Consider the following 25,550-nt stretch of genomic DNA (forward strand, 5'->3'; position numbering starts at 1 on the left):
CCCCACGCTGTTTCCTGACAGTCTGTTCATCTTACCATTATGGTCGCAAATGCCTTGCGATATTTATCCAGCTACCATGGCGGCGCGAACCTGACGGATAACCGGTTCGGTTTCGGGACGCACGCCGCGCCAGATAGCAAAGGATTCCGCCGCCTGTTCCACCAGCATGCCCAGTCCATCTACCGCCAGCACCACACCCTGAGATTCCGCCCACTGCATAAACGCCGTTTTTTCTGCGCTATACATCATATCGTACACGCGGGAATCCCGGCTGATTACACCTTCAGGTATTGGCGGTAAATCGCCCTGCAGGCTGGCAGAAGTACCATTGATCACCAAATCAAATACGCCATTTACTGATTCAAAACTGGTCGCCTCAATCGGCCCGAAAGACCGGAAAAGATCTGCCAGTGTTTCAGCTTTCGAAAGGGTTCGATTGGCGATAACTACACGTTCTGGTTTCTGTTCAAGCAACGGTTGCAGTACACCCCGTACAGCGCCGCCCGCACCAAGAACCAATACGCGCTTGCCTGTGATGGTGATGTCATGATTTGAGGTAATATCGGTCACCATACCAACACCATCCGTCGTATCCCCCCACAAACAACCCTCATCAGACCGCCACAGGGTATTCACGGCACCCGCCAGCTCTGCCCGTTCAGTGCGACGCTCAGCCATCTGCCAGGCTTCCAGCTTGAATGGCACGGTGATATTCAGCCCCTTGCCACCATTGAGAAAGAATGATGAAACGACATCATTGAAACCATCCAGCGGTGCCAGCAGCGCCTCATAGGTCATGGCCTGCGCCGTTTGCCCGGCAAAGGCCGCATGAATGGCAGGCGACTTGCTGTGCCCGACAGGGTTACCAATGACAGCGTAGCGATCCAGCGGTTGTTCGCTCATCAAGCCCTCTCAATCCAGCCAGTTGCGGGAAACCAGGTAGTTCTCGTAAAGATCTGCTTCCGGCGTTTCCGGTTCAGGATGCCAGTCGTAACGCCAGTCGACCTGGGGCGGCATCGACATCAATATCGATTCTGTACGGCCACCGGACTGCAGCCCAAAGATTGTCCCCCGATCGTAGACCAGGTTGAACTCCACATAACGTCCGCGACGATAGCGCTGGAAAGCTTTTTCACGCTCACCCCAGTCCATGGCTTTCCGCTTTCTGACAATTGGCAGATAGGCATCGATATAACTGTCACCCACTGACTGCATGAAGCCGAAACACTGTTCGAAAGGCCACTCATTCAGGTCATCGAAAAACAAACCGCCGATGCCTCGGGGTTCATTGCGGTGCTTCAGAAAGAAATACTCGTCACACCACTGCTTATAACGGGGATAAACAGACTCACCGAAAGGTTCACAGGCCTTATACGCTACCTGGTGCCAATGCCGGCAATCCTCTTCAAAGCCATAGCATGGGGTCATGTCATAGCCGCCGCCAAACCACCAGACCGGGTCAGCCCCTTCCTTTTCCGCAATCAACAGGCGGACATTGGCATGGGAAACCGGCACATAGGGATTTTCCGGATGCATCACCAGTGAGACCCCCATGGCCTGAAAGCTGCGGCCAGTCAGTTCCGGCCGACGGGCACTGGCAGCCGCCGGCAGCTGGGTGCCATGAACATGGGAGAAGTTCACACCGCCTTTCTCAAACAGCGCGCCATGCTCAATGACCCGGGCCCGGCCACCACCGCCATGGTGATGCGCCCAGTTATCTTCCCGGAATTCCGCTTTGCCATCCTCTGCCGTCAACGCGTCACAGATACGGTCCTGAAGGCCCAGCAGGTAGTTTTTTACTGCGACGATATCCGGTTGGTCTGTCATAAGCGATATTCCGATCAATGGTTCCTCTGCCAAACAACCCCCTCATCAGAAGGCCTGCAGGCAAATGCTGTTTTAACGAAAGACCTGATCCGTCACCAGATCACGAATTCTTGAAGGCGATGAGGCATCACCGGTGAATCCATCGGTGATCCAGTCAACTTCCTGGTCAAACGTGGCAACCACCTCTTCCCGTGTCACCATGGGCGGCTCTCCAGCCCGGTTGGCTGACGTTGAAACCATCGGCTTGCCAAAGGCATTGCACAGCTCGATTACCAGCGGATGTTGAGTGATCCGGATGGCAACGCTGTCAAAATCCCCCTTGATCCAGGCAGGAATCCAGTTGCCTTCATCGGGCACCAGCCAGGTCAACGGCTGTGACTGCATGGCCAGCATTTTGGTCGAGAGATCATCACTCAGGGTTTCCAGCAGCGGGGCAATTTGTTCCGGGCAGGATGCCACAAGAATCAACCCCTTGCTGACAGGCCGCTGTTTGATGGCAAGGATGCGGTTAACCGCCGCCTCGTTCCAGGGATCACACCCCAGTCCCCACACGGCTTCGGTCGGATAAGCGATAACGCCTCCCGATTTCAGCACCCGGGTCGTTTCTGTCAGATGTTGAGTCATTAAGCACCCAGTTTTTTCTGGAGGGTGGCATTACGTGCCAGTACATCTTCCGCACTGGCACGGCGATCAGCTTCCAGGCGTTCAGCCAGATCGGCATCACCAAGGGCAATGATCTGGCAGGCCAGGTAAGCGGCATTTTGGGCGCCCGCCTTGCCGATGGCGACGGTAGCGACCGGAATACCACCCGGCATCTGTGCCGTAGAGAGCAGGGCATCCAGGCCATCCAGCGGGCTGGCATCAACAGGTACACCAATCACTGGCTTGATGGTCAGGGAAGCAACAACCCCGGCAAGATGTGCCGCCATACCGGCACAGCAGATGAACGCAGCACAACCACGGGCGTCGGCGTCCTTAACATAACTGTGGGTGGCATCAGGGGTACGGTGAGCAGAGTGTACACGGACTTCGCAGTGCACATTGAGCGTTCTCAAGACATCAATGGCCGCCTCGACCTCCGGCAGGTCAGAGTCGGATCCCATGAGAATCGCAACAAAAGGCTTGCTCATTACAGGCACTCTTCTAACAGGGGCGTAAAAGCATGATTATTCTTTGCGAGGGCGCAAAGTATCGTAACCATCGTTAGGTGTCCAGCGCAGGGCGGTTGGTTATCCGCATGAAACCGCCAGGCACGCTGACAATTTTCCCGGCAAGCTCCAGCTCCAGCAAAATACCAGTCACCTTCTGGCTGGGCAGTCCGGTTCGGAGTACGACATCATCGGTATGGCAGACCTCAAACCCCATGGCATTGAGCACCTGTTTTTCACTCTCTGAGCCCGTTTCCGGTAATTCATCGTGCGTATCGGAAGTCATCGGCTGCCAGCAACCCAAAGGCCCGGTTAATTCCTGCAGGATGTGTTCAACACTTTCCACCAGGATGGCGCCTTCCCGAATCAGCCGATGGCAACCGCGGGTACAGGGATTATTCACAGGACCCGGCATGGCAAACACCTCGCGTCCCTGGTCATTGGCCAGTCGGGCCGTGATCAGGGAACCGCTTTTGATATCAGCCTCAACCACCAATACCCCATGACTCAAACCACTGATAATGCGGTTTCTACGGGGAAAATGCCCCGGTCTGGGTTGCGTACCCAGCGGAAATTCCGAAACCAGTACGCCATTGTTGGAAATCGCTTCAGCCAGGGATCGATGCCTTTCCGGATAAACACGATCCAAACCGGTTGCCACGACTGCGACCGTAACCCCCTTACCCGATAGCGCTCCCTTATGGGCTTGCCCGTCAATCCCCAGGGCCAGCCCGCTGGTTACGGTCAGACCACACCCCACCAGCTCTTCTGCCAGCCGGAAGGCATGATGCTTCCCCTGCGGGGTGGGAGAACGGGTACCAACGACGGCAATCTGCGGGGAGAGAAGGTGTTCCGGGTTTCCCCGGGTAAACAGCAAGGGTGGCGGGTCTGCAATAGCAGCCAGTGAGGAAGGATACCCGCTGGAATCCCTGCAAATAATGTGGTGACCGGGTTCTGACAACCATTTCCGGGTCGCTGCCAGATTATCCTGTACCGCTGCCGACTTACCGCTGGAAGCGATCTTCATAGCCAGCGATTTTGGCACTATTTCCAGAAGGCCTTTCAATGACAGGGACAATACTTTTTCCGGACTACCGACATGCTCCAGCAAAAACTGAAAGCGTTTCAGACCCAGCCCGGGAAGATGAAACAGCCGTAGCCATGGCTCCAGCTGATCCCAGTGTTTATCAGGTAATGCGGACATTGCGATATCCTGTTTCCCCACCCCTGACAATGCAGGGGTGGCATTGTTATTGGCAACGGGAAATCAGGATAGTTCAGGAAAAGACTCAGGGGGCTTTCAGCAGGTTACCCACGCGCAGCGGCTGGCTGGCTTTCAGTACTACGCCATAGCTGACCTTCTCAAAGGTTCGATAGACCATCAGCAAACCTACGCGTTCCGGGGGCAGGGTAATGACTTCATCAGCAAAGCGGTCCCGTATCTCAATGTCCTTATAAATTGCCATGACATTGCCCGCTTGCAGGTTGTCTCTCTCACCCTTGTTAATAATCACATTATTGAAACGCCCAATTTGATTGACGCCACTGATAACGTGAAGAATTCTGGCACGCATCTCACGGTCTTCAGGCGCACTGGGCATGAATGAAGAGGCGAGCCCCCGTTCTTCGGACACCAGCAGCCGGTCACCACCGCGGACTTCTTCTGAAGCACGGGACACTTCCAGTGTCAGCAGGTCACCATTGACCTGCTTCAGTGTTGCCGAACCCAGACCCAGCGCCATAATCCCCAGCACTTCCTGAGTCTCATCGTCAAAAATCACCTGCTGCTTACGGTAGATGCCGTAACTGGTAATTTGGTCTTCCAGTGTTCCCCGGGCATAGATGATGTCTCCGGTGGCACTGATGAGATTATCGGATTTTCCACTGACGACATAAGGCGCATTCGTCAATGTTTCCGGGGCACTGACAATCCGGCTATTACTGAGAAATCCGCTGATCGCATCCAGGGGTATGGCGGGTATGGCATCCGCCAGGCGCTTCTTGCGAATTTTCGGCGTCAGCTTGATCGTACGGCCATCACCTGTGGCGGACTGCCCGTTACGACTGACCGTCAGGTGCGGTTTGCCATCGATATACACCAGGTTAATGACATCACCGGGATAAATCAGGTGAGGATTGCGGATCTGGCTGTTCATGTCCCACACTTCCGGCCAGCGCCAGGGACTCTTGAGAAAGCGGCCGGAAATTTCCCAGAGAGTGTCACCGGGCGCCACGGTATAGCTCTCGGGGCGATCATCCCGGAACATCTCGTCAGAGGCTTCCGCCCAGGAGATCATGGAAAGACTCCACAGCACACATCCCAGTAACAGTTTTTTCATTATTATGTCTCAGCTCTGCCGGCCAGGCCTCTGCCTGTTTTCCAACAATGATACCAACGTTTTTCGGCGCCAGGCCACCCAACCTGAGCTTGCGTGACAGCCGTCGCAAATCGGTCGAATGGTTAGACAAAGCAACAGCCGCGTCAGTGACAGTCATTATCAGCAGTATTGAAAATGCTAATTTGTGTCGGTAACGGGGGAAATTTACAATAAACACTAAACGATGTGCGTTCCGGTGTGGGCAATGCACGCAATGTTATAGAAAAATGGAACGGCATAATTTATGGCTATATTAACGATTCTTGAATACCCCGATGAGCGTCTCCGTGAAGTCGGCGTCCCTGTCGAGACAGTGGATGACGCATTGCGCACGTTCATCGACGATATGTTTGACACCATGTATGAAAGCAAGGGCGTAGGTCTGGCAGCCACCCAGGTTAACGTGCAGAAGCGCATCTTCGTCATGGATCTGTCGGAAGACAAAAGCGAACCCATGGTGTTCATCAACCCGGAAATCACGCCACTGACGGAGGAAGTGACAGAATACGGCGAAGGCTGCCTGTCAGTCCCCGGTTTTTATGAAAACCTGGATCGTCCGGCCAGGGTTCGTGTGAATGCGCTGGACCGAAACGGCGAGCCTTTCGAGGTAGAGTGTGAAGGCCTGATGGCAGTGTGCGTACAACACGAAACGGATCATCTGGATGGTAAGCTCTTTGTGGATTACCTCTCCAAACTCAAGCGTGAACGGATTCGTAAGAAGCTCGAAAAACAGCACCGCTTGATGGAAAAATAAATATTTCACCTGCTATGGTCTGAGCACACAGATTCAGGCCATAGCAACAACATGTCGTTATCGCCTCTCCCTTTCCATAAGGGCCAAATTAGTGTGGTTACCCATTGATATAATATCTATGACATTATCCGAGGTATCTTCGGGCGAGGCTGTACTTTCAGCACCATTGAGAATAGCTTTCCATTCATTTTCAGGCTTGAAAGGAGGCACATTGTTTCCCCGATCCAACATCCAGGTTCGTACTTTAAATCCCATGCCCAACATAATATCAAGAAGGAAGAGAATAGGTGCATAGGTTTTTATACCATCGGTTTTATACAATACGTCTATTAATTGGATAACATACTCTCTATTCCTCAAGCTTAAATCAAACACCACATCATTAAATTCCCGTTCGGTCGTCGATGTTCCATCATAATTCCTGGCCAGAACTTTTCTTGAAGCGGGGTGATTCTTATTAATAATTATTGGCTTTAATACATCTGCAACCAGCTTTCTCTTTCTTTCTGAATTCAATGTACCAAAAGTGCCATTGGTTGTGCCTGGATCTACGAAAACCGCCTGAGTCATATTCAATATACCTGCTAACTCATCATCAGTTCTTGCTTTTCTGATTTTTTCAATTATTGCTTTAATTAAATCATCACGCTTAATACCAAGAGCATGCAGTGTACAGTCTCCATCATCATGAACATTAATTTCATGCAATCTAGCGGGTAATTTTCTTCTATGGGGCAGGGGCAGGTGTAGGTAAGCTGAATATACACGTCCTGAAAAGTCTTGCACGCCATACCACTGTTGATATCTATTCACTTTAACAAATCGTTCAGGGAGAGCTACAACGGGTATTTGTTGTTCATTTGTCAAACTGTCCAATGCTGACGGTCTATCTAATTCGGTTGTGACAATAGATTGGTGCGGACTAGAAACAGAAGAGTAAACCCTCGAATAGTTTCTTAATTTGGCGCATAGAATAAAAATGGATTGATTAATCAACACCATATTAAATGGCTTTCTTCCGCTTGTAATATCAACCACTGAATCTTCAATATAATTACTAGCAACCACATCTAAAAACAAATCATCCTTTAAAACGTCACTAGTTTGGGATGAAGAAGAAGCATAATGCTGACACAGCAAATATGCGATAAGTTTATCTTGATAACCTGCCTTTTTTAATACATCAGGATTGCAGCCTGTCAGAGACAGTAAACGTTCTTCATTAACGAGATCACTTATATTAAGCCTTACAAGCTCATCATTTATTGCTTTAATTACATCCTTATATAAACTTTCAGGCCGCTCTTGTACTTGAGGGTCGCTATTCCTACGATCAGATCGTGCTTGTGTTGCTTTAAACAAGTAATCTTCTACACGATCATGCCTTCCAATCCTTGCCGATAAAACTGTAGTTCCAGTAATTTTTGAAAACAGCATTCCAAATGCTTCTGGTTTTATTCTATTTTTATAGCGCATCATACGCACAAAACATTCAATTCGATCAGCAACAGCATTAGGTGCCAAGCGTTCCAACTCTGCCATATCAACTGACCGGATCATTGCATCCAATTCAGCTTGAGTTAATGGATCTATTTGACCTTCAAAATCCCTACGTTTAAATCTTCCCAAAAGATTTATTATTACTTCTTGACTTAAATAGTCTGAAGTAAGAGCAGGAGCTGTTTGGGTAGATGATGATGCTGCTCCTGTATCAACAATATTATCAATTCTACGGAATGTACTTCTAGAAGTCGTTGGTTGAATTCTATGTGACTGCTGCTGCGAAGAAGCTTGCCCTGAAGATACATTATTACCGTGTCCTACCGGAGGATGTCCCCCTTGATCATCATTGCTCGAGACCATTGGATATAGTCGTTTTAAATCACGATAAAATTTATTCCGTTTACTACTATTTTTAAGACACTCTTTAACTGGAGCCTGGGCTGCAGCAGAAATAACAGGACCGAAGTAAAGAGCACTAATATCTTGATGTTCTTTATTCAATAACAAAAACAATATATACCGATAAATAAATTCGTTAGGTCTCAGGTCGTTATTATTAACTAATATCGGTACAACATTTTTTCTAGTCAATGTAGCTTTAACTAAAGCTTGTGTATTATCATTTTGTAAACTTGGATATTGATTAATTTCATTTTCTAAATCTTTTACTGTTCCAGCCGCTAGCCCTGTATCGCCTGAAATTTTTATTTTCGGTCTTTGTACGTTTTGTCCCCCACTTCCATTCTGTACAGCTGTTCGAGTTTGAATCCTTTGCCTTGGAGTCTTGTCTTCATGCGTTAGACTTTGCTTAAGGCACGGACAACAGAAACAGAATATTGTTACTAAAAAATTCCAGAATTTGGCGCAACATCCCAATCTTTTTTGCTGTCCTGTCGCTGTGCCAGGCGGATTCCCTGCCCTAACGCCACTCGCTGAAGCCACAGCTATCTCCTTAAAACCCGATTATTCACTATTAGACAATGATATTTTCCATTTGGTTCCTCAGAACCAAGCATGAGACAAGATCAAAAATCAGTATTTTTAATATATAAATCAACAAGTTAAAGAAAAGCATTTTTATTTCCAGGTCACAGGGAGGATAATGCAGCTATTTTTACAGATTTGCTTTATCCAGAATGACTCAACCATTACGCATCGTTTTCGCTGGCACCCCGGAATTCGCCAGCCTTCACCTTCAGGCCGTCATTGACAGTCCCCATGAAGTCATCGCCGTTTATTCTCAACCCGACCGTCCGGCAGGGCGGGGACGCAAGCTGACCCCCAGCCCGGTCAAACAGCTGGCGCTGGAACATAATATTCCCGTATTTCAGCCCAAGACCCTGAAAACCGAGGAAGCCCAGCAGGAGCTGGCAGCCCTGAAGCCAGACCTGATGGTGGTCGTTGCCTATGGTCTGTTACTGCCTCAGGCTGTGCTGGATATCCCGAAATATGGCTGCATCAATGTTCACGGCTCCATCCTGCCACGCTGGCGGGGAGCTGCGCCGATCCAGCGGGCCATTGCCGCCGGCGACAAGGAAAGCGGTGTCACCATCATGCAGATGGATGCCGGTCTGGATACCGGTGATATGCTGCTGAAAGCCTGCTGCCCGATTCATGCAGACGATACCAGCCAGAACCTGCATGACCGACTGGCTGAAATCGGCGCTCCCTGTCTCCAGCAGGCACTGGATCAGATTGCCGCCGGCAACCTGTCTCCGGAAAAACAGGATGATGAACAGGCCAACTACGCCCACAAGATGAGCAAGGAAGAGGGCGGTATCGACTGGTCCAAGCCTGCCCGGGAGCTTGATTGCCTGGTGCGTGCCTTCAATCCCTGGCCGGTATCATGGGCGGAACTGGACGGCGAACGCATTCGTGTATGGCAGGCCACCGCTATCGAAGCGTCTTCCGATAAAGCGCCCGGCACCATTATTTCAGCAGACAAACAGGGTATTACCGTCAGCTGCGGTACCGGTAGCCTTGTTCTGAAACAACTGCAATTGCCCGGCAGCCGCGCGATGAGCATTCAGGATCTGCTCAACAGCCGCAGTGACCAGTTTGCCCCGGGAAAGCGGTTCGCCTGAAATGAGTACTCCACAGCAACCGGTTAGAAAAAGTCCGGCCAGTGTCCGACTTCAGGCAGCACGTACGATCGCTGCCGTGCTTAAGGGCCAATCGCTGGCCACTATGTTGCCGCAGGCGGAAAAGCGTCTTCACGACAGTGAACATCCGCTACTCCGACAGCTCTGTTATGGCACGGCACGCCATTTTTTCAGTTTGTCGCTGATTCGGGACCGCCTGCTGAGCAAACCGCTCAAAGCCAGCGAAAAGGAAATACAGGCACTGCTGCTGGTTGGTCTGTACCAGCTGCTTTATACCCGTATTCCCGAACATGCGATTCTCTCGGAAACCGTCAATGCTACACGCAACCTGAAAAAGCCCTGGGCAAAGGGACTGGTCAACGCCGTCCTGCGCAGTGCTCAACGGCAAAAGGATCTGCTGACAGACTGGCAGGGTTCCACGGAAGAAGCGCGTTTTGAGCATCACGGGTGGCTACTGCGTCGCCTGAAACAGGCCTGGCCGGAACAATGGCAAGCGATCGTTGAGGCAGGCAATCAGCAGGGACCAATGACATTACGGGTTAATGCCCGCCAGTACGGCAGGGACGATTACCTGAACCAACTGTTAGAAGAAGGTATTGCAGCGCATTCCTGCCAATTCTCTGGTCATGGTATTCAACTGGAAGAAGCCTGTCCGGTTACAGCGTTACCGGGTTTTCAGGATGGCCGCGTCAGTGTGCAGGATGAAGCGGCACAACTGAGTGCATATCTTCTGGAGGCCCGGAAGGGCGAGCGGATTCTGGATGCCTGTGCAGCTCCAGGCGGCAAAAGCTGCCATATTCTGGAACAAACCGAAGATGTATCGCTCTGGTCACTGGATGTCGATAGTGAGCGTGCAGACCGTATCCATGAAAACCTGTCTCGCCTGCAACTAACGGCCAATGTTATTACCGGCGATGCCACCCAGCCAGACACCTGGTGGGACGGCAAGCCCTTCGACCGAATCCTGTTAGATGCTCCCTGTTCCGCCACAGGCGTCATACGACGTAATCCTGATATCAAATGGCTGCGAAGGGACGAGGATATCGCCCAGCTGGCCGACCTTCAGCGGCAGATCATTGACCAGATGTGGTCCCTGCTCAAGCCCAGCGGCATTTTGCTGTATGCCACCTGTTCCGTGCTGCCTGATGAAAACAGCCAGCAGATAAAAGCATTCCTGGCACGACACCACGATGCCATTCTGGAACCTATCCCAACGAAATTCGGCCTGGATACCGGTTACGGCATCCAGCTGCTGCCAAAACCCCAGGGAAATGATGGCTTTTTCTACTGCCGGTTACGCAAAAAAGCGTCATAATGCAGGATTGACCTGATGACCGCCGGCCAGGCCGGCGGCCTCACGATGTAAGGAACCCATTCAGGCACGTTTCATGAAAATCATCATTCTCGGCGCCGGACAGGTCGGGGGCACCCTGGCTGAGAACCTGGCCAGCGAAGAAAACGATATCACGGTCGTGGACACCGATGGCGAACGACTCAGGGAATTGCAGGACCGGCTGGATATCCGCACGGTGCATGGCATGGCCTCGTTTCCCTCGGTCCTGAAACAGGCGGGCGCGGATGACGCCGATATGCTGGTCGCCGTCACCAACACCGACGAGGTGAACATGGTGGCCTGCCAGATCGCCTACACCATGTTCCGGACGCCTACCAAGATCGCCCGAATTCGCCAGACGGCTTACCTTAGCCGCGCTGGCCTGTTCAACGACGAAGCCTTCCCTGTCGACGTTCTGATCAGCCCGGAACAGGTGGTCACCAAGTACGTCACCCGTCTGATCGAATACCCCGGCGCATTGCAGGTACTCGACTTTGCCGGCGGTAAGGCCCAGCTTGTTGCTGTGAAGGCTTATTACGGCGGCCCACTGGTGAACCAGGAACTCCGGACTATCCGCGAACACATGCCCAATGTGGACACCCGGGTTGCAGCCATCTTCCGTCGCGGCAAGGCGATCATGCCGGAAGGCACCACCGTGATTGAAGCGGATGACGAAGTCTTCTTCATTGCTGACCGCAAACATATCCGCGCCGTTATGAGTGAGCTGCGCCGTCTGGACCAGGACTACAGGCGCATCATCATTGCCGGTGGCGGAAACATTGGTTTGCGACTGGCCCAGGCGATTGAAGACAAGTACAACGTCAAGATCATTGAGCACAATGTTCAGCGTTGTCATCACCTGTCCCAGTCACTGAACAAGGCGATTGTCTTTAACGGCAATGCCTCTGACCGGGATCTGCTGGTCGCGGAAAGTATTGAGGAAACTGATGTCTTCATCGCCCTGACCAACAACGATGAAGCCAACCTCATGTCTTCCTTGCTGGCGAAGCGTCTCGGTGCCCGCAAGGTGATGGCGCTGATCAACAATCCAGCTTACGTCGACCTGTTACAGGGCGGCAGCATTGATATTGCGATCTCACCGCAGCTGGCCACTATTGGCAGTTTGCTTCGCCATGTAAGACGCGGAGATGTAGTAAACGTTCACTCACTTCGCAGGGGCGCGGCAGAGGCGATTGAGGCTATCGCGCATGGTGACGAAACCAGCTCACGGGTTGTTGGCCGAACCATTGGCGCCATTGAGTTGCCACCGGGTACGACCATCGGTGCAGTGGTGCGGGATGATCAGGTACTGATCGCCCACGACCATATCGAAATCCAGTCCGGCGACCACGTTATCTTGTTCCTCACCGACAAGAAGCGTATAACCGAGGTGGAAAAACTGTTCCAGGTGGGACTCAGTTTCTTCTGAAAAACCGGTAAAACCTGGCCGCATAAAAACACTGACGCCGCGGCCAGTCACTTTACGAAGGAATAACAATAGTCTGTTCTGTACCGCCGCCGGATTGGCCATAACAACACGGAACAAGGCGAAGGGGTACAGAATACAAGGTGCTTTCTGGGGGAGTTGAATGCATCTGCCGGTCATTCTGCGCATTCTGGGGATTCTTCTGGTGCTGTTCAGCACCGCCAGCCTGCCGCCCATGGCAGTGGCCTGGTGGTACGGCGAGCCGGAAATCATGCTGTTTACCTATACCTTCCTGATCACACTGGTGACCGGGCTGGTCTTCTGTCTGCCGTTCATGCGCGCCAGGCATGATATGCGACCGCGGGACGGCTTCCTGATTACGGTCTTGTTCTGGGTGGTTCTTGCGGTTTTCGGTGCCTTTCCGCTCCTGTTGATGGATGCGCCATCGTTATCCGTCACGGATGCCTTCTTTGAGTCCATATCCGGCCTGACCACCACTGGCGCCACAGTGCTGACCAATATTGACAATATGCCCCGCTCCATATTGTTCTATCGACAACAACTGCAATGGTTAGGTGGTATGGGAATCATTGTTCTCGCCGTCGCGATTCTTCCCATGCTGGGCATCGGTGGCATGCAGTTGTATAGAACAGAAGCTCCCGGCCCGGTCAAAGATCGTAAGCTAACGCCCAGAATAGCCGAAACCGCCAAAACCCTCTGGTATCTCTATCTTGGTCTGACAGTTGCCTGCGCACTGGCCTACTGGATGGCCGGTATGACACCGTTTGACGCCATCAGCCATAGCTTCTCCACCGTAGCGATTGGCGGATTCTCAACCCACGACGCCAGTATTGGCTGGTTTAACAGCCCTGCCATTGAAGGTATCGCAATATTCTTCATGCTGATTTCCGGCATCAACTTCGCCATGCATTACCTTGTCTGGCACAACCGCAGTTTCCTGATGTATTTCTCGGATCCGGAAGTCCGTGGTTATCTGCTGATGCTGGTTGGCGTATCTCTGCTGACAGTGCCGGTACTGCTTTACAATGATGTCTACGACGGGATGGAGGCCGCCCGTTACGGTATTTTTGAAGTGGTTTCCATCGCGACAACTACAGGATTCGCCACCACAGATTTTTCCATCTGGCCCACCTTCCTTCCGCTGTTGCTCTTCCTGACGAGCTTTGCCGGTGGCTGTGCCGGTTCAACGGCCGGTGGTATGAAAGTGATCCGTGTATTGCTGATTTTCAAGCAGGGATCCCGGGAACTGAAACGGTTGATTCACCCCAACGCCATATTTTCCATCAAGCTGGGACGCAAACCGGTAGATGACAAGGTAGCGGATGCTGTCTGGGGCTTTTTCTCGGCCTATGTATTCCTGTTTATTGTGATGTATCTGGCACTGCTGGCTACCGGTCTGGATATCACCACAGCCTTCTCTGCCGTTGCATCCTGTATGAACAACCTGGGTCCTGCCCTGGGCGAAGCATCAGCTAACTACCAGAGCCTGCCCGATACTGCGAAGTGGATATTGAGCTTTGCCATGCTGCTGGGGCGTCTGGAAATCTTTACCCTGCTGGTACTGTTTACTCCAATGTTCTGGCGCCATTGAACCAGTCGCGATGAGGTTATGAAACCTGCAAGATTACAGATGATAACGGTTACACAAGCTCTGTCATCATCGGATCCGTTTCCTGAGGCGAAGACTCCTCCACCCTGTGTACATCAACCTCTATTATTATTTGCGGACGGGTTGACTCTGTTACCCTGGATTCACCGGGAACAGCTTCTGACTTTATAACTGTCTCAATGATATCCGCTGGCTGACGGGTTGATTCTGTTGCTCTGGTTTCACCGGGAACAGCTTCTGGCTCCATAACTATCTCAATGATATCCGCTGGCTGACGAGTTGATTCTGTTGCCCTGGATTCACCTGATTCCATAACAGTCCCAGTGACATCCGCCGGGGCAGGGTGAGACTTTGGCTGTTCATGCGGAGATGTATCATTTTTAGACTCCCCCTTTATTTGAGGTGTCTCCAGTAGTTCCATTTTGACCGAGCTATCTCTTTGTTGCTTTATTCGGCTTTTCCTGTCTTTACGATACTTTTCCACCTTCCAAAGGATTACTATCAACATCACAATAAAACCTACAAACAAACCTCCTCCCACGCCTACTATAAGTGCTGTTTTTACCCCTTCACTAATACCACCATTCGTTTGCCCCCTGGTAGTTTCAACTAATTGTGTTGTCATATGATTTCCAGGGATAGTTGTGCAGTTTCCATCCGGACAATTAAATCTGCGTCTTGTTGTTGTATTCAACGTCGTGAGTTCTGGTAATTGAGTCGTTTTAATCGTTGACGAGTAATTGCAGTTTTTTTCATCGGTTCCATCATCACAGTGCGTATGATTATCACACCGATAATCTATCGGCCAACATATTTCGCCATCACACTGGATTTCTTCGTCCGGATGACAGGGAGGCGCACAGTAATTAAAGTCTTCATCCTCACCCTCATCACAATCCTCTTGACCATCACATAACTGCTCGTTTGTTATGCACTTGCCATTATTGCATTGAAATTTGTCAGGATCAGAACACCCTACAATCTTGCACATAACAGGCGATTCATCTTCTCCCTCAGGACAGTCATCATGCCCATTACACACGGTATTATTGAATCGGCAAGAATAATCATTACACCTGAAATCATCACCACATAAACCCCGACACACCAGTCCATTTTCATCATCCTCGTCTGGACAACGAATGATCCCATTACATTTTTCACTCTCAGGCAGACAGAGTCCGCTGTGACACTGAAACTCCTCCGATTTACAGATAACATTGGCACAATACTCTTTTGCTTCATCTTCACCGTTTTTACAGTCGTCTTTTCCATCGCAACGTTTTTCCCTGGGAATACATTTATCATCACAGTAGAAAGGATCTTTTTGACACTCTAACTGTTGGCAGGTTTCAAGGTCTTCATCTGAATTATCCTGACAATTAGGACTACCATCACAAAGGTAAGATTCCGGCTTGCATTCTCCCGATTTACATTGAAAGAAACCTTCAGAGCATTCCGAGGCCCTTTTCTTCATTGATTTATTTCCTCGACTTTCCTCATTAACAGGCAATACGCTCCGGTGTTTGTGATTTTTTTGAGGTAAACTCCCGCTATCCTCAATACCGGAAGTGAGTCTCTCCTCCGATTTTTCAGCAGGTTTTATTCTGTTAGTCCCTTTTGATCTGGAAGAATTTTCGGTTAAAGAAGACAACGGGAAAACACTGAGTAAATTATTGAAAAGAATCATTTCACTAACCTCTTGGTAAATATTGATGGGTGATAAACAGCAAGAGCCTGATGACCTGTAAATCAGGTTGAATATCTCAGTGAGTATCAGAAAAAAGCGATGGTGGATATCTAGCGAATTACTGCAAAAATCATTGATACCGAAAATATCGATAATCCGTTACTACACAGGATTACTGGTTTGAAATTATTATTCCGTAATTAGTTCAACAATCCCTTTTTGTCTGGCTGACAGATCGGTTATTACTGTAGAAACAGGTGGGAAAAGTAACATTTGGAGGAAAATCCGAAATCCATTCCCCTGCCAGCGCTCATTGACTGACAAGGGGCAATTGATAGCTCATCGTAAACGTAAGTGCAGGCATAACAATGGTTCTTTTTCTTTTGCCCATCACCTGACGGTGATAAACACGCCATGAACCAGTGGTTGCAGTTCAGGAATGCGGGTCGTTCCTGTGCCATGCGTTCAGGTGAATCCCTGTTGCACAGGTAGCATCTGAAAAAGCCCTGAGCGGTGAAACAATCGCACGGCGTCGGCCTCGCAATGCATTGATCTCGGCTTTATCCGCCAGGTAAGCCTGCCAGGCCTCAGAGCTATACAGCGTATCAATCAGATCTTCCACGGCATCATGACGCGCTTCATGGCCACTACTCAACCGGGCGGGCTGATCCTGCCACGGCAGCATGATGGATTCCGGTAGACGGTGCAGTGCTTCTTCCAGCTGCGCCTCAGGCAGCGCTTCCTTGCGGTTCTTCTCGATAAACCGGCGAGCATTCAGCAAATCACTGAAAGCGACTTCAAAGCGATCTGTCAGTTTTTCCAGCTGACGGATCCGTGCCTCAAGCAGTTCCACCTCAGAAACCATGTCATCAAAGTCCAGGATCATTTCATTAAGCTGAGGATTTTTACCGATAATCTCACGTTGTTGCTGTGATGAAGGATGGAAATCCTCCCCTTTGGCAATGCTGCCTACCTGACGGCTCAACGCCTTCTGCCACTGGCTGAGATTGAAGATCATCGATTCTTTGAGTGGCAGGTCGGATAAATGGGGAATGCTGACACTGGTCAGCGTCTGCCGTTGGTGATCATTAATATTGTCTGTCAGCGTACTTTCATCAGCCACAGGTTCTGTTGTTTCTGACGCATTGAGCCCAAGACGATCCTGCCAGCGGGTTTTTAAATGAATACCTGACACCCGGGTTGCCTCAGAAAAGGCTTTCAACGGCTCAATCAGCTCATTGCGCTGTTCTTCCAGGCTGGCAATGCTCTCCTGATCGTTCTGGTAGCAACGGTATTGATCTGTTTTCCTGAAAACCTCTACCGCATTTTTCATCTGCCGCAGACGCTCAGCCTCGTCACTGACCAGGTACCAGGCCATCTGTCCCGGCATATGGATGTGTTCCGGCAAGTTCCGTAGTGCAGATGAGAGCCGATGCTCTGACCACTGGGCATTGTTATAACGGTCAATAATTCTGCAGATCTCGAAGGCAAAGCTGTATTCGATCTCAAAACTGCTGCACTTATTCTGCAGGAGCGTGATCTCGACATTGATCATCTGAACCTTATCCACCAGACGGTCAAACCGCTGCGCCATTTCACGGACAGTCTCGTTCGCCCGGACAGCCTGGCGGTGATAATTCGACATTTTGTGGAAATCTTCACCTTTCAAGGTCGTTTTAACCTTGTTCCCGACGGTTCTGATCGATTTATCCAAGCTATATCTCAGCGTCGCGATGGGGGATATTTCATCAAACATGGTAGGGCGGTATGCATTAAAGTCCGCCGCAGCCTCACGATTCTGGTCACTCTGCTTACTGGCCGTTGCAAACTTCGGTATATCAGTGCTTGCGCTGTCATTGGCTGGATTAACTGCTGAATTGTTATCCGATGAATTCTGACGGGATGAAGGATTTTTCATGCTGCTACTTCCTTGATAATGCTGGCGGGTTACGGTGTGTTTATTGGTTTAATTATTGGCTATCCCTAAAGCTCCCCGCCGGATGATTTGAGACTGATTCGGAATATCAGTCACGAAGCCCAATAAGGAATACTGGAAACTCTCTCGTTTGCCCATTCATACGAGGCATAAACCGGCTATCAATCCTCATCCCAGATGGATTCCAGCGTATAGTCACTGCCCTCCACAACGAAGAAGCTGGCATCCACATAACGGAAATGACGCTCCAGTTCAGAGATTCGATCAACATCCTCCACTCCGAGCACCAGGCTGGCAGCCTCTAGGTTTTCCTTCTGCCTGATAGGGGATACCGATTTGGGAATAACATACACCCCTCGCTGTACGGACCACTGGATCAGCACCTGGGCAGGCGTGACGCAATGTTTCCGGGCAATCTCGCCAATGACCGGATGATCCAGTAACCCGGGTTCATTCTCAGAGCGTATCTCCGGACTTCTGTCCATAGACCCCAGGGGGGAATAGGCCGTCACCTGAATCCGGTGCTCCTGACAGAAACGAACCAATGTCTGCTGCTCCAGAAAAGGATGCAGCTCCACCTGATTCATCGTCGGCATAATCCGCGCCTGGCTGATCAACTGCTCCAGCTTTCGGATACTGAAGTTACACACACCGATATACCTTGCCAAACCCTCATCGGCACAGGCTTCCATCCCCAGCCAGGTTGTCTCTAAAGGTAAGGTTTTCAAGGAGATACACTCATCAGCTGTTGAAGCAAAAAGCACATCCTCCCGAACAGTCACAGGCCAGTGCATCAGGAACAGGTCCAGATAATCCAGCCGCAGATCGGATAGCGTCTTTTCCAGCGCGGGTCTCACAGCCTCTTGCGCATGGGCGTTATTCCAGAGTTTTGACGTGATAAACAGGTCTTCTCTGCCTACATCTCCTTCTTTGAAAGCATCATGAAAGGCTTGGCCAATTTCAGGTTCATTGCCATAGACCGGTGCACAGTCAATATGTCGATAACCGATGTTTATGGCTTCTCTTATAGCCTCGTAAACAACGCCAGGCTCTGATTTCCATGTTCCCAAGCCTATCATTGGCAGGGCATTACCAGATAATGTCGTGAGACTCATATTGATCTCTTTAGATTAAAGAAAAAAGACCTTATCAATCATATAAGAAAAGAGTCACTAACAACCAATATTAACGACATTCAATATAGATTATTAGATATGCTTTTATACATAAAAAACCAAACTTAAATAAACTTTAAATATAAGAAACATTATTGGGAAAACTAAAAAATTATTAGCATATCTATTACACCTTAAAATCAGCCTAACAATACAACAGGCACACGAACTTTGATTCCACTTTCTTTTTGATTTTACGGCCAGGGTATAATCGACCGTGATAGTAATCAAGAATAAAAACCTTAACAAATACAAAAGAACCACGTATTGTTTTTATTACTATCACTTTAAATGTACTAGTGAACTAAATGTATTCATCTCCATCATAGTTTTATAATTTTTTAAGATACTCAAGGTCAAACGTTTTGGATAATACTATTCCAACAACAGCCGCTAGCACACCATTAGTTGCTAGTACGTCAACAGGTAATGAAAGCACGACTAATACTTCATATATTGCTCTCACCGAAGAACAATTGTCAGGTATGAACAACTATCAAATATGTGATCATATCTATAGGCTCTTAACAAACTATAAAATTCAACCTATACCCTCTTCAGAAATTAGAAGGCTTGCTTCATTCTGTGAAAATATTGATGAATTATTAATTACAGATCTAACATTACTAAATACAGCTTCTTGTCTTGGTTTAACTGAAATTGTAAAAATATTGATAGATTTAGGAGCAGAAGTTAATGCTGCCGATGATAATCACTACAGCCCCTTATATTATGCAGCCAAAGAAGGTCACAAAGATATCGTTGAGATTCTACTTCAAGAAAATGCTGAGATTGATTCCCCAGAAATTGATGGCAGGACAGCTTTATGTGTAGCAGCATTCACCAGGCATCCCGGTATTACAGATATACTAATAAAAGCCGGGGCAGATATTAATTTTCACTGTAGGGGACATACGCCTTTACATGATGCCGCATGGTCAGGTGATATAGAATCGCTTAAACTTCTTATTGATGCAGATGTTGACCTTTTCCAGACTGACGCGAGTGGCAGAACGGCATTACACAATGCTGCATATGCACATAAAAATCGTACCATGGCAGTGCCGATACTCATCAGGGCAGGTCTTGATCCAAATCAAGCCGATCATTCTGGTCAAACACCTGTAAACCTGGCATCACGATATGGTCGTGCAGAAGCACTTAAGCAATTAATAGCTTCCGGCGGTATAGTGCACGGTAATGACTTACTTTCAGCAGCGGAATTCGGCTATTTCGAAACCGTCAGGGTATTAGTTGATGCTAACGTTGATATTACTTATACCAATCGTAAATGTGATACCGCTCTCCATCTTGCAGCATCGGGGTTAAAAAATGCATTTCCACATAATGATAACCACGCAGAAGTCATCAAAATTCTCGGAGATGCCGGTGCAAATGTTCATCTTCACAATAATAAAGGCATGGCGCCTTTACACGTTGCCATATCAAACGATACCCCTAAACCTGAGATCGTAAAGCGTTTAATTGAAATCTGTGCTGATATTAATCAGCCGACTCTGCTCAAATTCAGTGAAGATCAGCACGGCTCTCGATTTATAAAAGATAAAAGTCCTTTACACTTGTCAGTCGAATATGGGCATACATCCCTAACTACGCTTCTATTACAAAACAACGCTAATGCTAATATGATAGATAAACATGGCATGACATCTTTACATCTTGCGGTAATAAAAGGATATCCCGAAGCAGTGCAAATTCTGATAGATGCAGGAGCCAACACCGATCCAGTTGATATTATTTCGAAACAGACACCTCTATATAAAGCGGCAAACAATGTTCGAAATAGCACAACAGACCAATTAAAAAGAACCCATACAGATATTATCAAGATATTGATAAAAGCAGGCGCTGATCTGGATAAAGTGAATGAAGCTATACGCGATGAAAATCGAAATACTCCTTTCAAGATAATAAACAATCTATATACCCACGATGAAATAAAGGAACTTCTGGAATTAAAACCAACAGCTGGTATTTCTATCATATTTAGAGATAAATTTAATCGTTTTCTTTTATCCAATATGACACGTCTGATAATTCGTGAACGGATTAGGAATAGTCCTGATGTTTCTAGTTTGCCTTTACCACAAGCTCTTAAAGATCGTATCCGAGCTAATCATTATATTGAGCCTTCTTTAGATCATAGTACTCAAGCACTTAAACCAACAGCAGACTCAGAAAAACAAAAAAAACCTGCTGGAAAGACAACTCCTGAAAGCTTGCCAAGAACGCAAGATGAAAAAAAATGGACAACAGTTCACCAAAATAGACGAATTGAAAATAAAGATTTCATTGAAAGTCGTAGTAGAGAAGTAAGAAGACAGGGATTTGGTTCTACGGAGCCTTCAAAAATAAAGCGCGATCCTAATAAATTTAATTAAAGATTTAGATTTATAGTCTGCTTACAGATACAGATCCGACTCCAAACCCAATCTCACAGAAATAACTCTATCTCACACGTCTATCTTGATTTAGCCGTCATACTCTTCAACCGCCTATCAGAGCCAATGCTGATCAATGTTGTGCATCCATAAATCCTCTTTATCCGTATATGCAGATTATCCCAGATGTTTTTCATATCATTCGTGAGAAAACGCTGGCGAGAAGAGTTCCTTTTTATATAGTTATATGTATCGCTATAAAGGTTACCAATAATGAATAAGGTCAATATAACCGTCTTCAAATGGGCTGGCTCATGGGGTCCTTTCAAGATCAAGATTCCCTGTGGCGAGTGTGCGCTGACTGAAAACATCATTCGCGACACCATGGCCAACGAGCTGGCGGATATTCCCGTGGAGCTGGATGAACGGGAATGGCTGACCGAATGGTGGAAACCACTGACCAAAGGCGGCTGGCATGCGCCCATTGTCATGGTTGAAGGTAAAGTCATTTCACAGGGAATGGCGCTAAACCGGGGCTTGTTGACCCAGGCGGTGATTGAGCATCACAGCAGCCAGAGCCCGATCAGCGGTAACCATGTTTTCGGTAAGGAAAACTGCCCTTACTGTGTGCGAGCCAAGGAACATCTGGCTCGTCGTGGCATTCCTTATCAGTACCACGATGTTATCAAGGATTCCCGCGCCCTTTATGACATGCTGGCACGGGTAAAACCCATCATAGGTCCTAAAACCCCGGTCACCGTTCCTCAAATCTGGATTGACGGAAACTATGTGGGGGGCGCCGATAAACTCAGCAAAATCGTTGATGAATACGTCGAACCCAATTATGACCGCGGCCAGTGTTCCATTTCGCCTGAGAATCGGCAGAAAAGCGATAACGACTAATTCTGTTCATACCGCTGACAATCACTTTTTCCGTATTGTCAGCGGCATCATCCACAGTGCATTTCTGGCTTGAAGCACAGGTATTTCCCAGCTTTCCCCCAGCCAATACATAAATTACACACAATGTTATCCACATTATGGCCCGATCTTTTTGCCATACTTTCGGGCTAACCGCTTTATCCAGAGACTCATCCTGAGACTGCCCTGTTTTTGTGCTGGCCGGACAAGGTATAATTTCCGCCATTTTTCCGGTTTATCCCACTGTCCGCCGTGTCGGACAGGAACCCCAACCCTGAGGTGGTACTGTGACCCAACAAACCGTGCCCGACGCCAGCACTTTCCAGGGGCTGATCCTTGCCCTGCAAAACTATTGGGCCCGTGAAGGCTGTGTAATCATGCAACCGCTGGATATGGAAGTCGGCGCCGGCACCTTCCATCCTGCGACCTTCCTGCGCGCCATCGGTCCGGAGAACTGGAACTCCGCCTATGTGCAGCCCAGCCGCCGTCCGACTGACGGCCGTTATGGCGAAAACCCGAACCGTCTCCAGCACTACTACCAATTTCAGGTGGTAATGAAGCCGTCTCCTGAAAACTTCCAGGAACTCTACCTCGGCTCCCTGAAAGAGCTGGGTATTGATACCTCCGTTCACGATATCCGTTTCGTGGAAGATAACTGGGAATCCCCAACCCTCGGTGCCTGGGGTCTCGGCTGGGAAGTCTGGCTGAACGGCATGGAAGTAACCCAGTTCACCTACTTCCAGCAGGCGGGCGGTATTGAATGCTATCCCGTTACCGGCGAGATCACCTATGGTCTGGAGCGTCTGGCCATGTACCTGCAGGGCGTGGACAGCGTCTATGATCTGGTCTGGGCGCATGGGCCGCAGGGCGATGTCACCTATGGTGATGTCTATCTCCAGAACGAGGTTGAAATGTCTACCTTCAACTTCGAACTGGCCGATACCAAGAGCCTGTTCGAACATTTCGACTACTTTGAACGTGAGTCCGAGCGCATGGTTGAGCAGGGGCTGCCGCTGCCGGCGTATGAATTTACGCTGAAAGCCTCCCACACCTTCAACCTGCTGGACGCGCGCCACGCAATCTCCGTGACCGAACGTCAGCGTTACATCCTGCGTGTTCGCACCCTGGCCCGGGCCGTTGCCCATGCCTACTTTGATGCACGCAAGAAACTCGGATTCCCCCTGGCGGATCCTGCGATAAGGCGTGAAGTAATGACCATGCAGGAGAAGAACTAATGGCAACACAGGATTTTCTGGTTGAGCTGGGCACCGAAGAGCTGCCCCCGAAAGCACTGAAAACGCTGGGTAACGCCTTTGCGGAAGGAATTCTCCAGCGTCTGGAAAAAGCCGGACTGGCTTATGGCAACCACCAGGTTTTCGCCGCCCCACGTCGTCTGGCGCTGCTGGTACGCGAGCTGGAAACCGCCCAGCCTGACCGTGACGTCGAGCGCAAGGGCCCGGCCGTTCAGGCCGCTTACGATGCCGACGGTAACCCTACCAAGGCCGCTGAAGGCTTTGCCCGTTCCTGTGGCGTTACCGTCAGCGATCTCGTGACAGAAGAGACCGACAAGGGTGCCTGGCTGGTTTTCCGTTCCACCGAGAAGGGCAGCGCGACGGCAGAACTGTTGCCTGCCATGGTCAAAGCCTCCCTGGATGAACTGCCGATTCCCAAGCGCATGCGCTGGGGCGCGAGCCGGGTTGAGTTTGTTCGTCCTGTGCACTGGCTGGTCATGCTGCTTGGCACTGAAGTCGTGGATTGTGAAATCCTCGGCCTGACTGCCGGTCGTGAAACCCGTGGCCACCGTTTCCATCACAACGATGTGATCACCATCGAGAATCCGGCGGATTACCAGCGTCTGCTGGCGCGCAATGGTTATGTCATTGCCGATTTTGAAGGCCGTCGCAGCACGATCCGCCAGCAGGTGGAAGCAGAAGCCCGTAAACTGGGTTGTGAAGCCGTTATCGACGATGACCTGCTGGATGAAGTTACCGCGCTCAATGAGTGGCCTGTGGCGCTGGCTGGCCGTTTTGATGATGAGTTCCTGGAAGTGCCGCAGGAAGCCCTGATCTCTTCCATGAAAGAGCATCAGAAGTATTTCCACGTGGTGGACAGTGAAGGCAATCTCAAGCCTTACTTCATCACCATCGCCAATATCGAAAGCCAGGATCCTGCCCAGGTGATCGCGGGTAACGAAAAAGTTATTCGTCCCCGTCTGGCGGATGCCAAGTTCTTCTACGATAACGACCGTAAGTCTACTCTCGAAGAACGTCGCGACACCCTGAAGCCGGTAGTATTCCAGAGCAAGCTGGGCTCCCTGTACGCCAAGACCGAGCGTATTGCCCGACTGGCCGCCTATATTGCTTCTCAGGAAAACGGTAACAGTGACTGGGCACGTCGTGCCGGTGAACTGTGCAAGTCTGACCTGGTGTCGGACATGGTGCAGGAATTCCCTGAACTCCAGGGCATCATGGGCCAGTACTACGGCACCAATGACGGTGAGCCGGAAGAAGTCTGCCGCGCCCTGAACGAGCAGTATATGCCGCGTTTTGCCGGTGATGAACTGCCGACCGGCCTGACCGGCTGTGCCGTCGCCATCGCTGACAAGCTGGACACCCTGACCGGTATCTTCGGCATCAACCAGCCGCCTTCAGGCAACAAAGATCCATTTGCACTTCGTCGTGCCACGCTGGGTATCCTGCGAATTATCGTTGAGAAGAAGCTGAACCTGGACCTGCGCAGCCTGATCGCTGTCGCTATCGAAGGTTATGCGGAGCAGGGCACAGAGCTGCCCGCCGGTGAAGCCCTGACCGAAACCGTGCTGGACTTCATGCTGGAGCGTTTCCGCGCCTGGTATCAGGATGAAAAGATCCCAGTTGAAGTATTCCTGTCAGTCAAGGCACTGAAGCCGTCCCAGCCTTATGATTTCGATCGTCGCGTGAAGGCTATCCACAACTTCAGCCGTATGCCGGAAGCCTCGGCGCTGGCTGCAGCTAACAAGCGGGTATCCAACATCATGGCCAAGGCCGGTGACCTGGTAATCCCCGATAACGTCGATGAAGCGCTGCTGACAGAAGAAGCTGAGAAGGCACTGGCATCGGCTCTCTCCGCCAAGCGTGAGGAAGTCCAGCCGCTACTGGGCGAACGCAAGTATTCCACGGCCATGGAACGTATGGCGTCCCTGAAGGATACCGTGGACAACTTCTTCGATACGGTTCTGGTTAACGCGGAAGATCAGCAGGTTCGTCTGAACCGCTATGCCCTGCTGCGTCAGCTGCGCGACCAGTTCCTGCATGTGGCGGATATCTCTCTGTTACAGAAAAGCTGA

19 protein-coding genes are annotated in these 25,550 nt (G+C 49.8%); 9 read left to right on the forward strand and 10 right to left on the reverse strand.

The window, feature by feature from the left end; translation table 11 throughout:
* Positions 1-63: 63 nt before the first annotated feature.
* From aroE to AC27K1_RS04695, 6 genes are all read right to left on the reverse strand, one after another.
* Positions 64-903: a shikimate dehydrogenase gene (gene aroE, locus AC27K1_RS04670; RefSeq protein ID WP_487148693.1), complete on the reverse strand. Its 840-nt coding sequence runs from the start codon at positions 901-903 to the stop codon at positions 64-66.
* A 9-nt stretch (positions 904-912) separates the two neighbouring features.
* The gene (hemF, locus tag AC27K1_RS04675) at positions 913-1,827 is read right to left on the reverse strand and encodes an oxygen-dependent coproporphyrinogen oxidase (protein WP_487148695.1); all 915 of its coding nucleotides are present in this window, start codon (positions 1,825-1,827) and stop codon (positions 913-915) included.
* 72 nt (positions 1,828-1,899) lie between these two features.
* The gene (tsaC, locus tag AC27K1_RS04680) at positions 1,900-2,451 is read right to left on the reverse strand and encodes an L-threonylcarbamoyladenylate synthase type 1 TsaC (protein WP_487148697.1); all 552 of its coding nucleotides are present in this window, start codon (positions 2,449-2,451) and stop codon (positions 1,900-1,902) included.
* Positions 2,451-2,957 (reverse strand): 5-(carboxyamino)imidazole ribonucleotide mutase, encoded by a 507-nt coding sequence (gene purE / locus AC27K1_RS04685; protein WP_487148699.1) that lies wholly within the window; start codon positions 2,955-2,957, stop codon positions 2,451-2,453. The genes tsaC and purE overlap by 1 nt, the downstream gene beginning before the upstream one ends.
* Before the next feature lie 73 nt (positions 2,958-3,030).
* Positions 3,031-4,179, reverse strand: coding sequence for a DNA-processing protein DprA (gene dprA, locus AC27K1_RS04690; protein ID WP_487148701.1), 1,149 nt, complete (start codon positions 4,177-4,179; stop codon positions 3,031-3,033).
* An 85-nt stretch (positions 4,180-4,264) separates the two neighbouring features.
* On the reverse strand, positions 4,265-5,314 hold the full coding sequence (locus tag AC27K1_RS04695) for a LysM peptidoglycan-binding domain-containing protein (protein ID WP_487148703.1): 1,050 nt from the start codon (positions 5,312-5,314) through the stop codon (positions 4,265-4,267).
* A gap of 283 nt (positions 5,315-5,597) precedes the next feature.
* Here AC27K1_RS04695 and def point away from each other — a divergent pair, with 283 nt between their 5' ends.
* Positions 5,598-6,107, forward strand: a complete 510-nt coding sequence (gene def / locus AC27K1_RS04700; protein ID WP_487148705.1) for a peptide deformylase — start codon at positions 5,598-5,600, stop codon at positions 6,105-6,107.
* Between the two features lie 57 nt (positions 6,108-6,164).
* Here def and AC27K1_RS04705 read toward each other — a convergent pair whose 3' ends face one another.
* Complete coding sequence (locus AC27K1_RS04705) at positions 6,165-8,552, reverse strand: hypothetical protein (protein WP_487148707.1); 2,388 nt, start codon at positions 8,550-8,552, stop codon at positions 6,165-6,167.
* Positions 8,553-8,746: 194 nt separating this feature from the next.
* On the opposite strand from AC27K1_RS04705, the gene fmt reads away from it, so the two are divergent.
* The 4 genes from fmt to AC27K1_RS04725 all read left to right on the forward strand — a co-directional run bounded on the left by fmt (position 8,747) and on the right by AC27K1_RS04725 (position 14,083).
* Entirely contained in the window at positions 8,747-9,694 is a 948-nt protein-coding gene (gene fmt, locus AC27K1_RS04710; protein WP_487148709.1) for a methionyl-tRNA formyltransferase, read from the forward strand.
* A 1-nt stretch (position 9,695) separates the two neighbouring features.
* The gene (rsmB, locus tag AC27K1_RS04715; RefSeq protein WP_487148711.1) at positions 9,696-11,027 is read left to right on the forward strand and encodes a 16S rRNA (cytosine(967)-C(5))-methyltransferase RsmB; all 1,332 of its coding nucleotides are present in this window, start codon (positions 9,696-9,698) and stop codon (positions 11,025-11,027) included.
* 73 nt (positions 11,028-11,100) lie between these two features.
* A complete protein-coding gene (gene trkA, locus AC27K1_RS04720; RefSeq protein WP_487148713.1) occupies positions 11,101-12,474 on the forward strand; it encodes a Trk system potassium transporter TrkA in 1,374 nt (457 codons plus the stop codon).
* A 160-nt stretch (positions 12,475-12,634) separates the two neighbouring features.
* Positions 12,635-14,083: a TrkH family potassium uptake protein gene (locus AC27K1_RS04725; protein WP_487148715.1), complete on the forward strand. Its 1,449-nt coding sequence runs from the start codon at positions 12,635-12,637 to the stop codon at positions 14,081-14,083.
* A 49-nt stretch (positions 14,084-14,132) separates the two neighbouring features.
* Here AC27K1_RS04725 and AC27K1_RS04730 read toward each other — a convergent pair whose 3' ends face one another.
* From AC27K1_RS04730 to AC27K1_RS04740, 3 genes are all read right to left on the reverse strand, one after another.
* Entirely contained in the window at positions 14,133-15,791 is a 1,659-nt protein-coding gene (locus AC27K1_RS04730; protein WP_487148717.1) for a hypothetical protein, read from the reverse strand.
* A 433-nt stretch (positions 15,792-16,224) separates the two neighbouring features.
* Positions 16,225-17,709, reverse strand: coding sequence for a hypothetical protein (locus AC27K1_RS04735; protein ID WP_487148719.1), 1,485 nt, complete (start codon positions 17,707-17,709; stop codon positions 16,225-16,227).
* A 179-nt stretch (positions 17,710-17,888) separates the two neighbouring features.
* Positions 17,889-18,842 (reverse strand): aldo/keto reductase, encoded by a 954-nt coding sequence (locus AC27K1_RS04740; RefSeq protein WP_487148721.1) that lies wholly within the window; start codon positions 18,840-18,842, stop codon positions 17,889-17,891.
* Positions 18,843-19,267: 425 nt separating this feature from the next.
* On the opposite strand from AC27K1_RS04740, the gene AC27K1_RS04745 reads away from it, so the two are divergent.
* The 4 genes from AC27K1_RS04745 to glyS all read left to right on the forward strand — a co-directional run bounded on the left by AC27K1_RS04745 (position 19,268) and on the right by glyS (position 25,550).
* Positions 19,268-21,304, forward strand: a complete 2,037-nt coding sequence (locus tag AC27K1_RS04745; RefSeq protein WP_487148723.1) for an ankyrin repeat domain-containing protein — start codon at positions 19,268-19,270, stop codon at positions 21,302-21,304.
* Positions 21,305-21,577: 273 nt separating this feature from the next.
* Positions 21,578-22,207 carry a glutaredoxin domain-containing protein gene (locus tag AC27K1_RS04750; RefSeq protein WP_487148725.1) on the forward strand — a complete coding sequence of 210 codons (630 nt, stop codon included), beginning with the start codon at positions 21,578-21,580 and terminating at the stop codon, positions 22,205-22,207.
* A gap of 305 nt (positions 22,208-22,512) precedes the next feature.
* Positions 22,513-23,460, forward strand: coding sequence for a glycine--tRNA ligase subunit alpha (gene glyQ / locus AC27K1_RS04755; protein ID WP_345196824.1), 948 nt, complete (start codon positions 22,513-22,515; stop codon positions 23,458-23,460).
* Positions 23,460-25,550, forward strand: coding sequence for a glycine--tRNA ligase subunit beta (gene glyS / locus AC27K1_RS04760; protein WP_487148727.1), 2,091 nt, complete (start codon positions 23,460-23,462; stop codon positions 25,548-25,550). Before glyQ ends, glyS begins: the two co-directional genes overlap by 1 nt.

This window comes from Kistimonas ophiarachnellae, from assembly GCF_057552235.1.

What these genes read in the sequence shown, in the direction of transcription:
- aroE (WP_487148693.1), bottom strand. Translation starts at nt 903, where the DNA reads ATGAGCGAACAACCGCTGGATCGCTACGCTGTCATTGGTAACCCTGTC.
- hemF (WP_487148695.1), bottom strand. Translation starts at nt 1,827, where the DNA reads ATGACAGACCAACCGGATATCGTCGCAGTAAAAAACTACCTGCTGGGC.
- tsaC (WP_487148697.1), bottom strand. Translation starts at nt 2,451, where the DNA reads ATGACTCAACATCTGACAGAAACGACCCGGGTGCTGAAATCGGGAGGC.
- purE (WP_487148699.1), bottom strand. Translation starts at nt 2,957, where the DNA reads ATGAGCAAGCCTTTTGTTGCGATTCTCATGGGATCCGACTCTGACCTG.
- dprA (WP_487148701.1), bottom strand. Translation starts at nt 4,179, where the DNA reads ATGTCCGCATTACCTGATAAACACTGGGATCAGCTGGAGCCATGGCTA.
- AC27K1_RS04695 (WP_487148703.1), bottom strand. Translation starts at nt 5,314, where the DNA reads ATGAAAAAACTGTTACTGGGATGTGTGCTGTGGAGTCTTTCCATGATC.
- def (WP_487148705.1), top strand. Translation starts at nt 5,598, where the DNA reads ATGGCTATATTAACGATTCTTGAATACCCCGATGAGCGTCTCCGTGAA.
- fmt (WP_487148709.1), top strand. Translation starts at nt 8,747, where the DNA reads ATGACTCAACCATTACGCATCGTTTTCGCTGGCACCCCGGAATTCGCC.
- rsmB (WP_487148711.1), top strand. Translation starts at nt 9,696, where the DNA reads ATGAGTACTCCACAGCAACCGGTTAGAAAAAGTCCGGCCAGTGTCCGA.
- trkA (WP_487148713.1), top strand. Translation starts at nt 11,101, where the DNA reads ATGAAAATCATCATTCTCGGCGCCGGACAGGTCGGGGGCACCCTGGCT.
- AC27K1_RS04725 (WP_487148715.1), top strand. Translation starts at nt 12,635, where the DNA reads ATGCATCTGCCGGTCATTCTGCGCATTCTGGGGATTCTTCTGGTGCTG.
- AC27K1_RS04730 (WP_487148717.1), bottom strand. Translation starts at nt 15,791, where the DNA reads ATGATTCTTTTCAATAATTTACTCAGTGTTTTCCCGTTGTCTTCTTTA.
- AC27K1_RS04735 (WP_487148719.1), bottom strand. Translation starts at nt 17,709, where the DNA reads ATGAAAAATCCTTCATCCCGTCAGAATTCATCGGATAACAATTCAGCA.
- AC27K1_RS04740 (WP_487148721.1), bottom strand. Translation starts at nt 18,842, where the DNA reads ATGAGTCTCACGACATTATCTGGTAATGCCCTGCCAATGATAGGCTTG.
- AC27K1_RS04750 (WP_487148725.1), top strand. Translation starts at nt 21,578, where the DNA reads ATGAATAAGGTCAATATAACCGTCTTCAAATGGGCTGGCTCATGGGGT.
- glyS (WP_487148727.1), top strand. Translation starts at nt 23,460, where the DNA reads ATGGCAACACAGGATTTTCTGGTTGAGCTGGGCACCGAAGAGCTGCCC.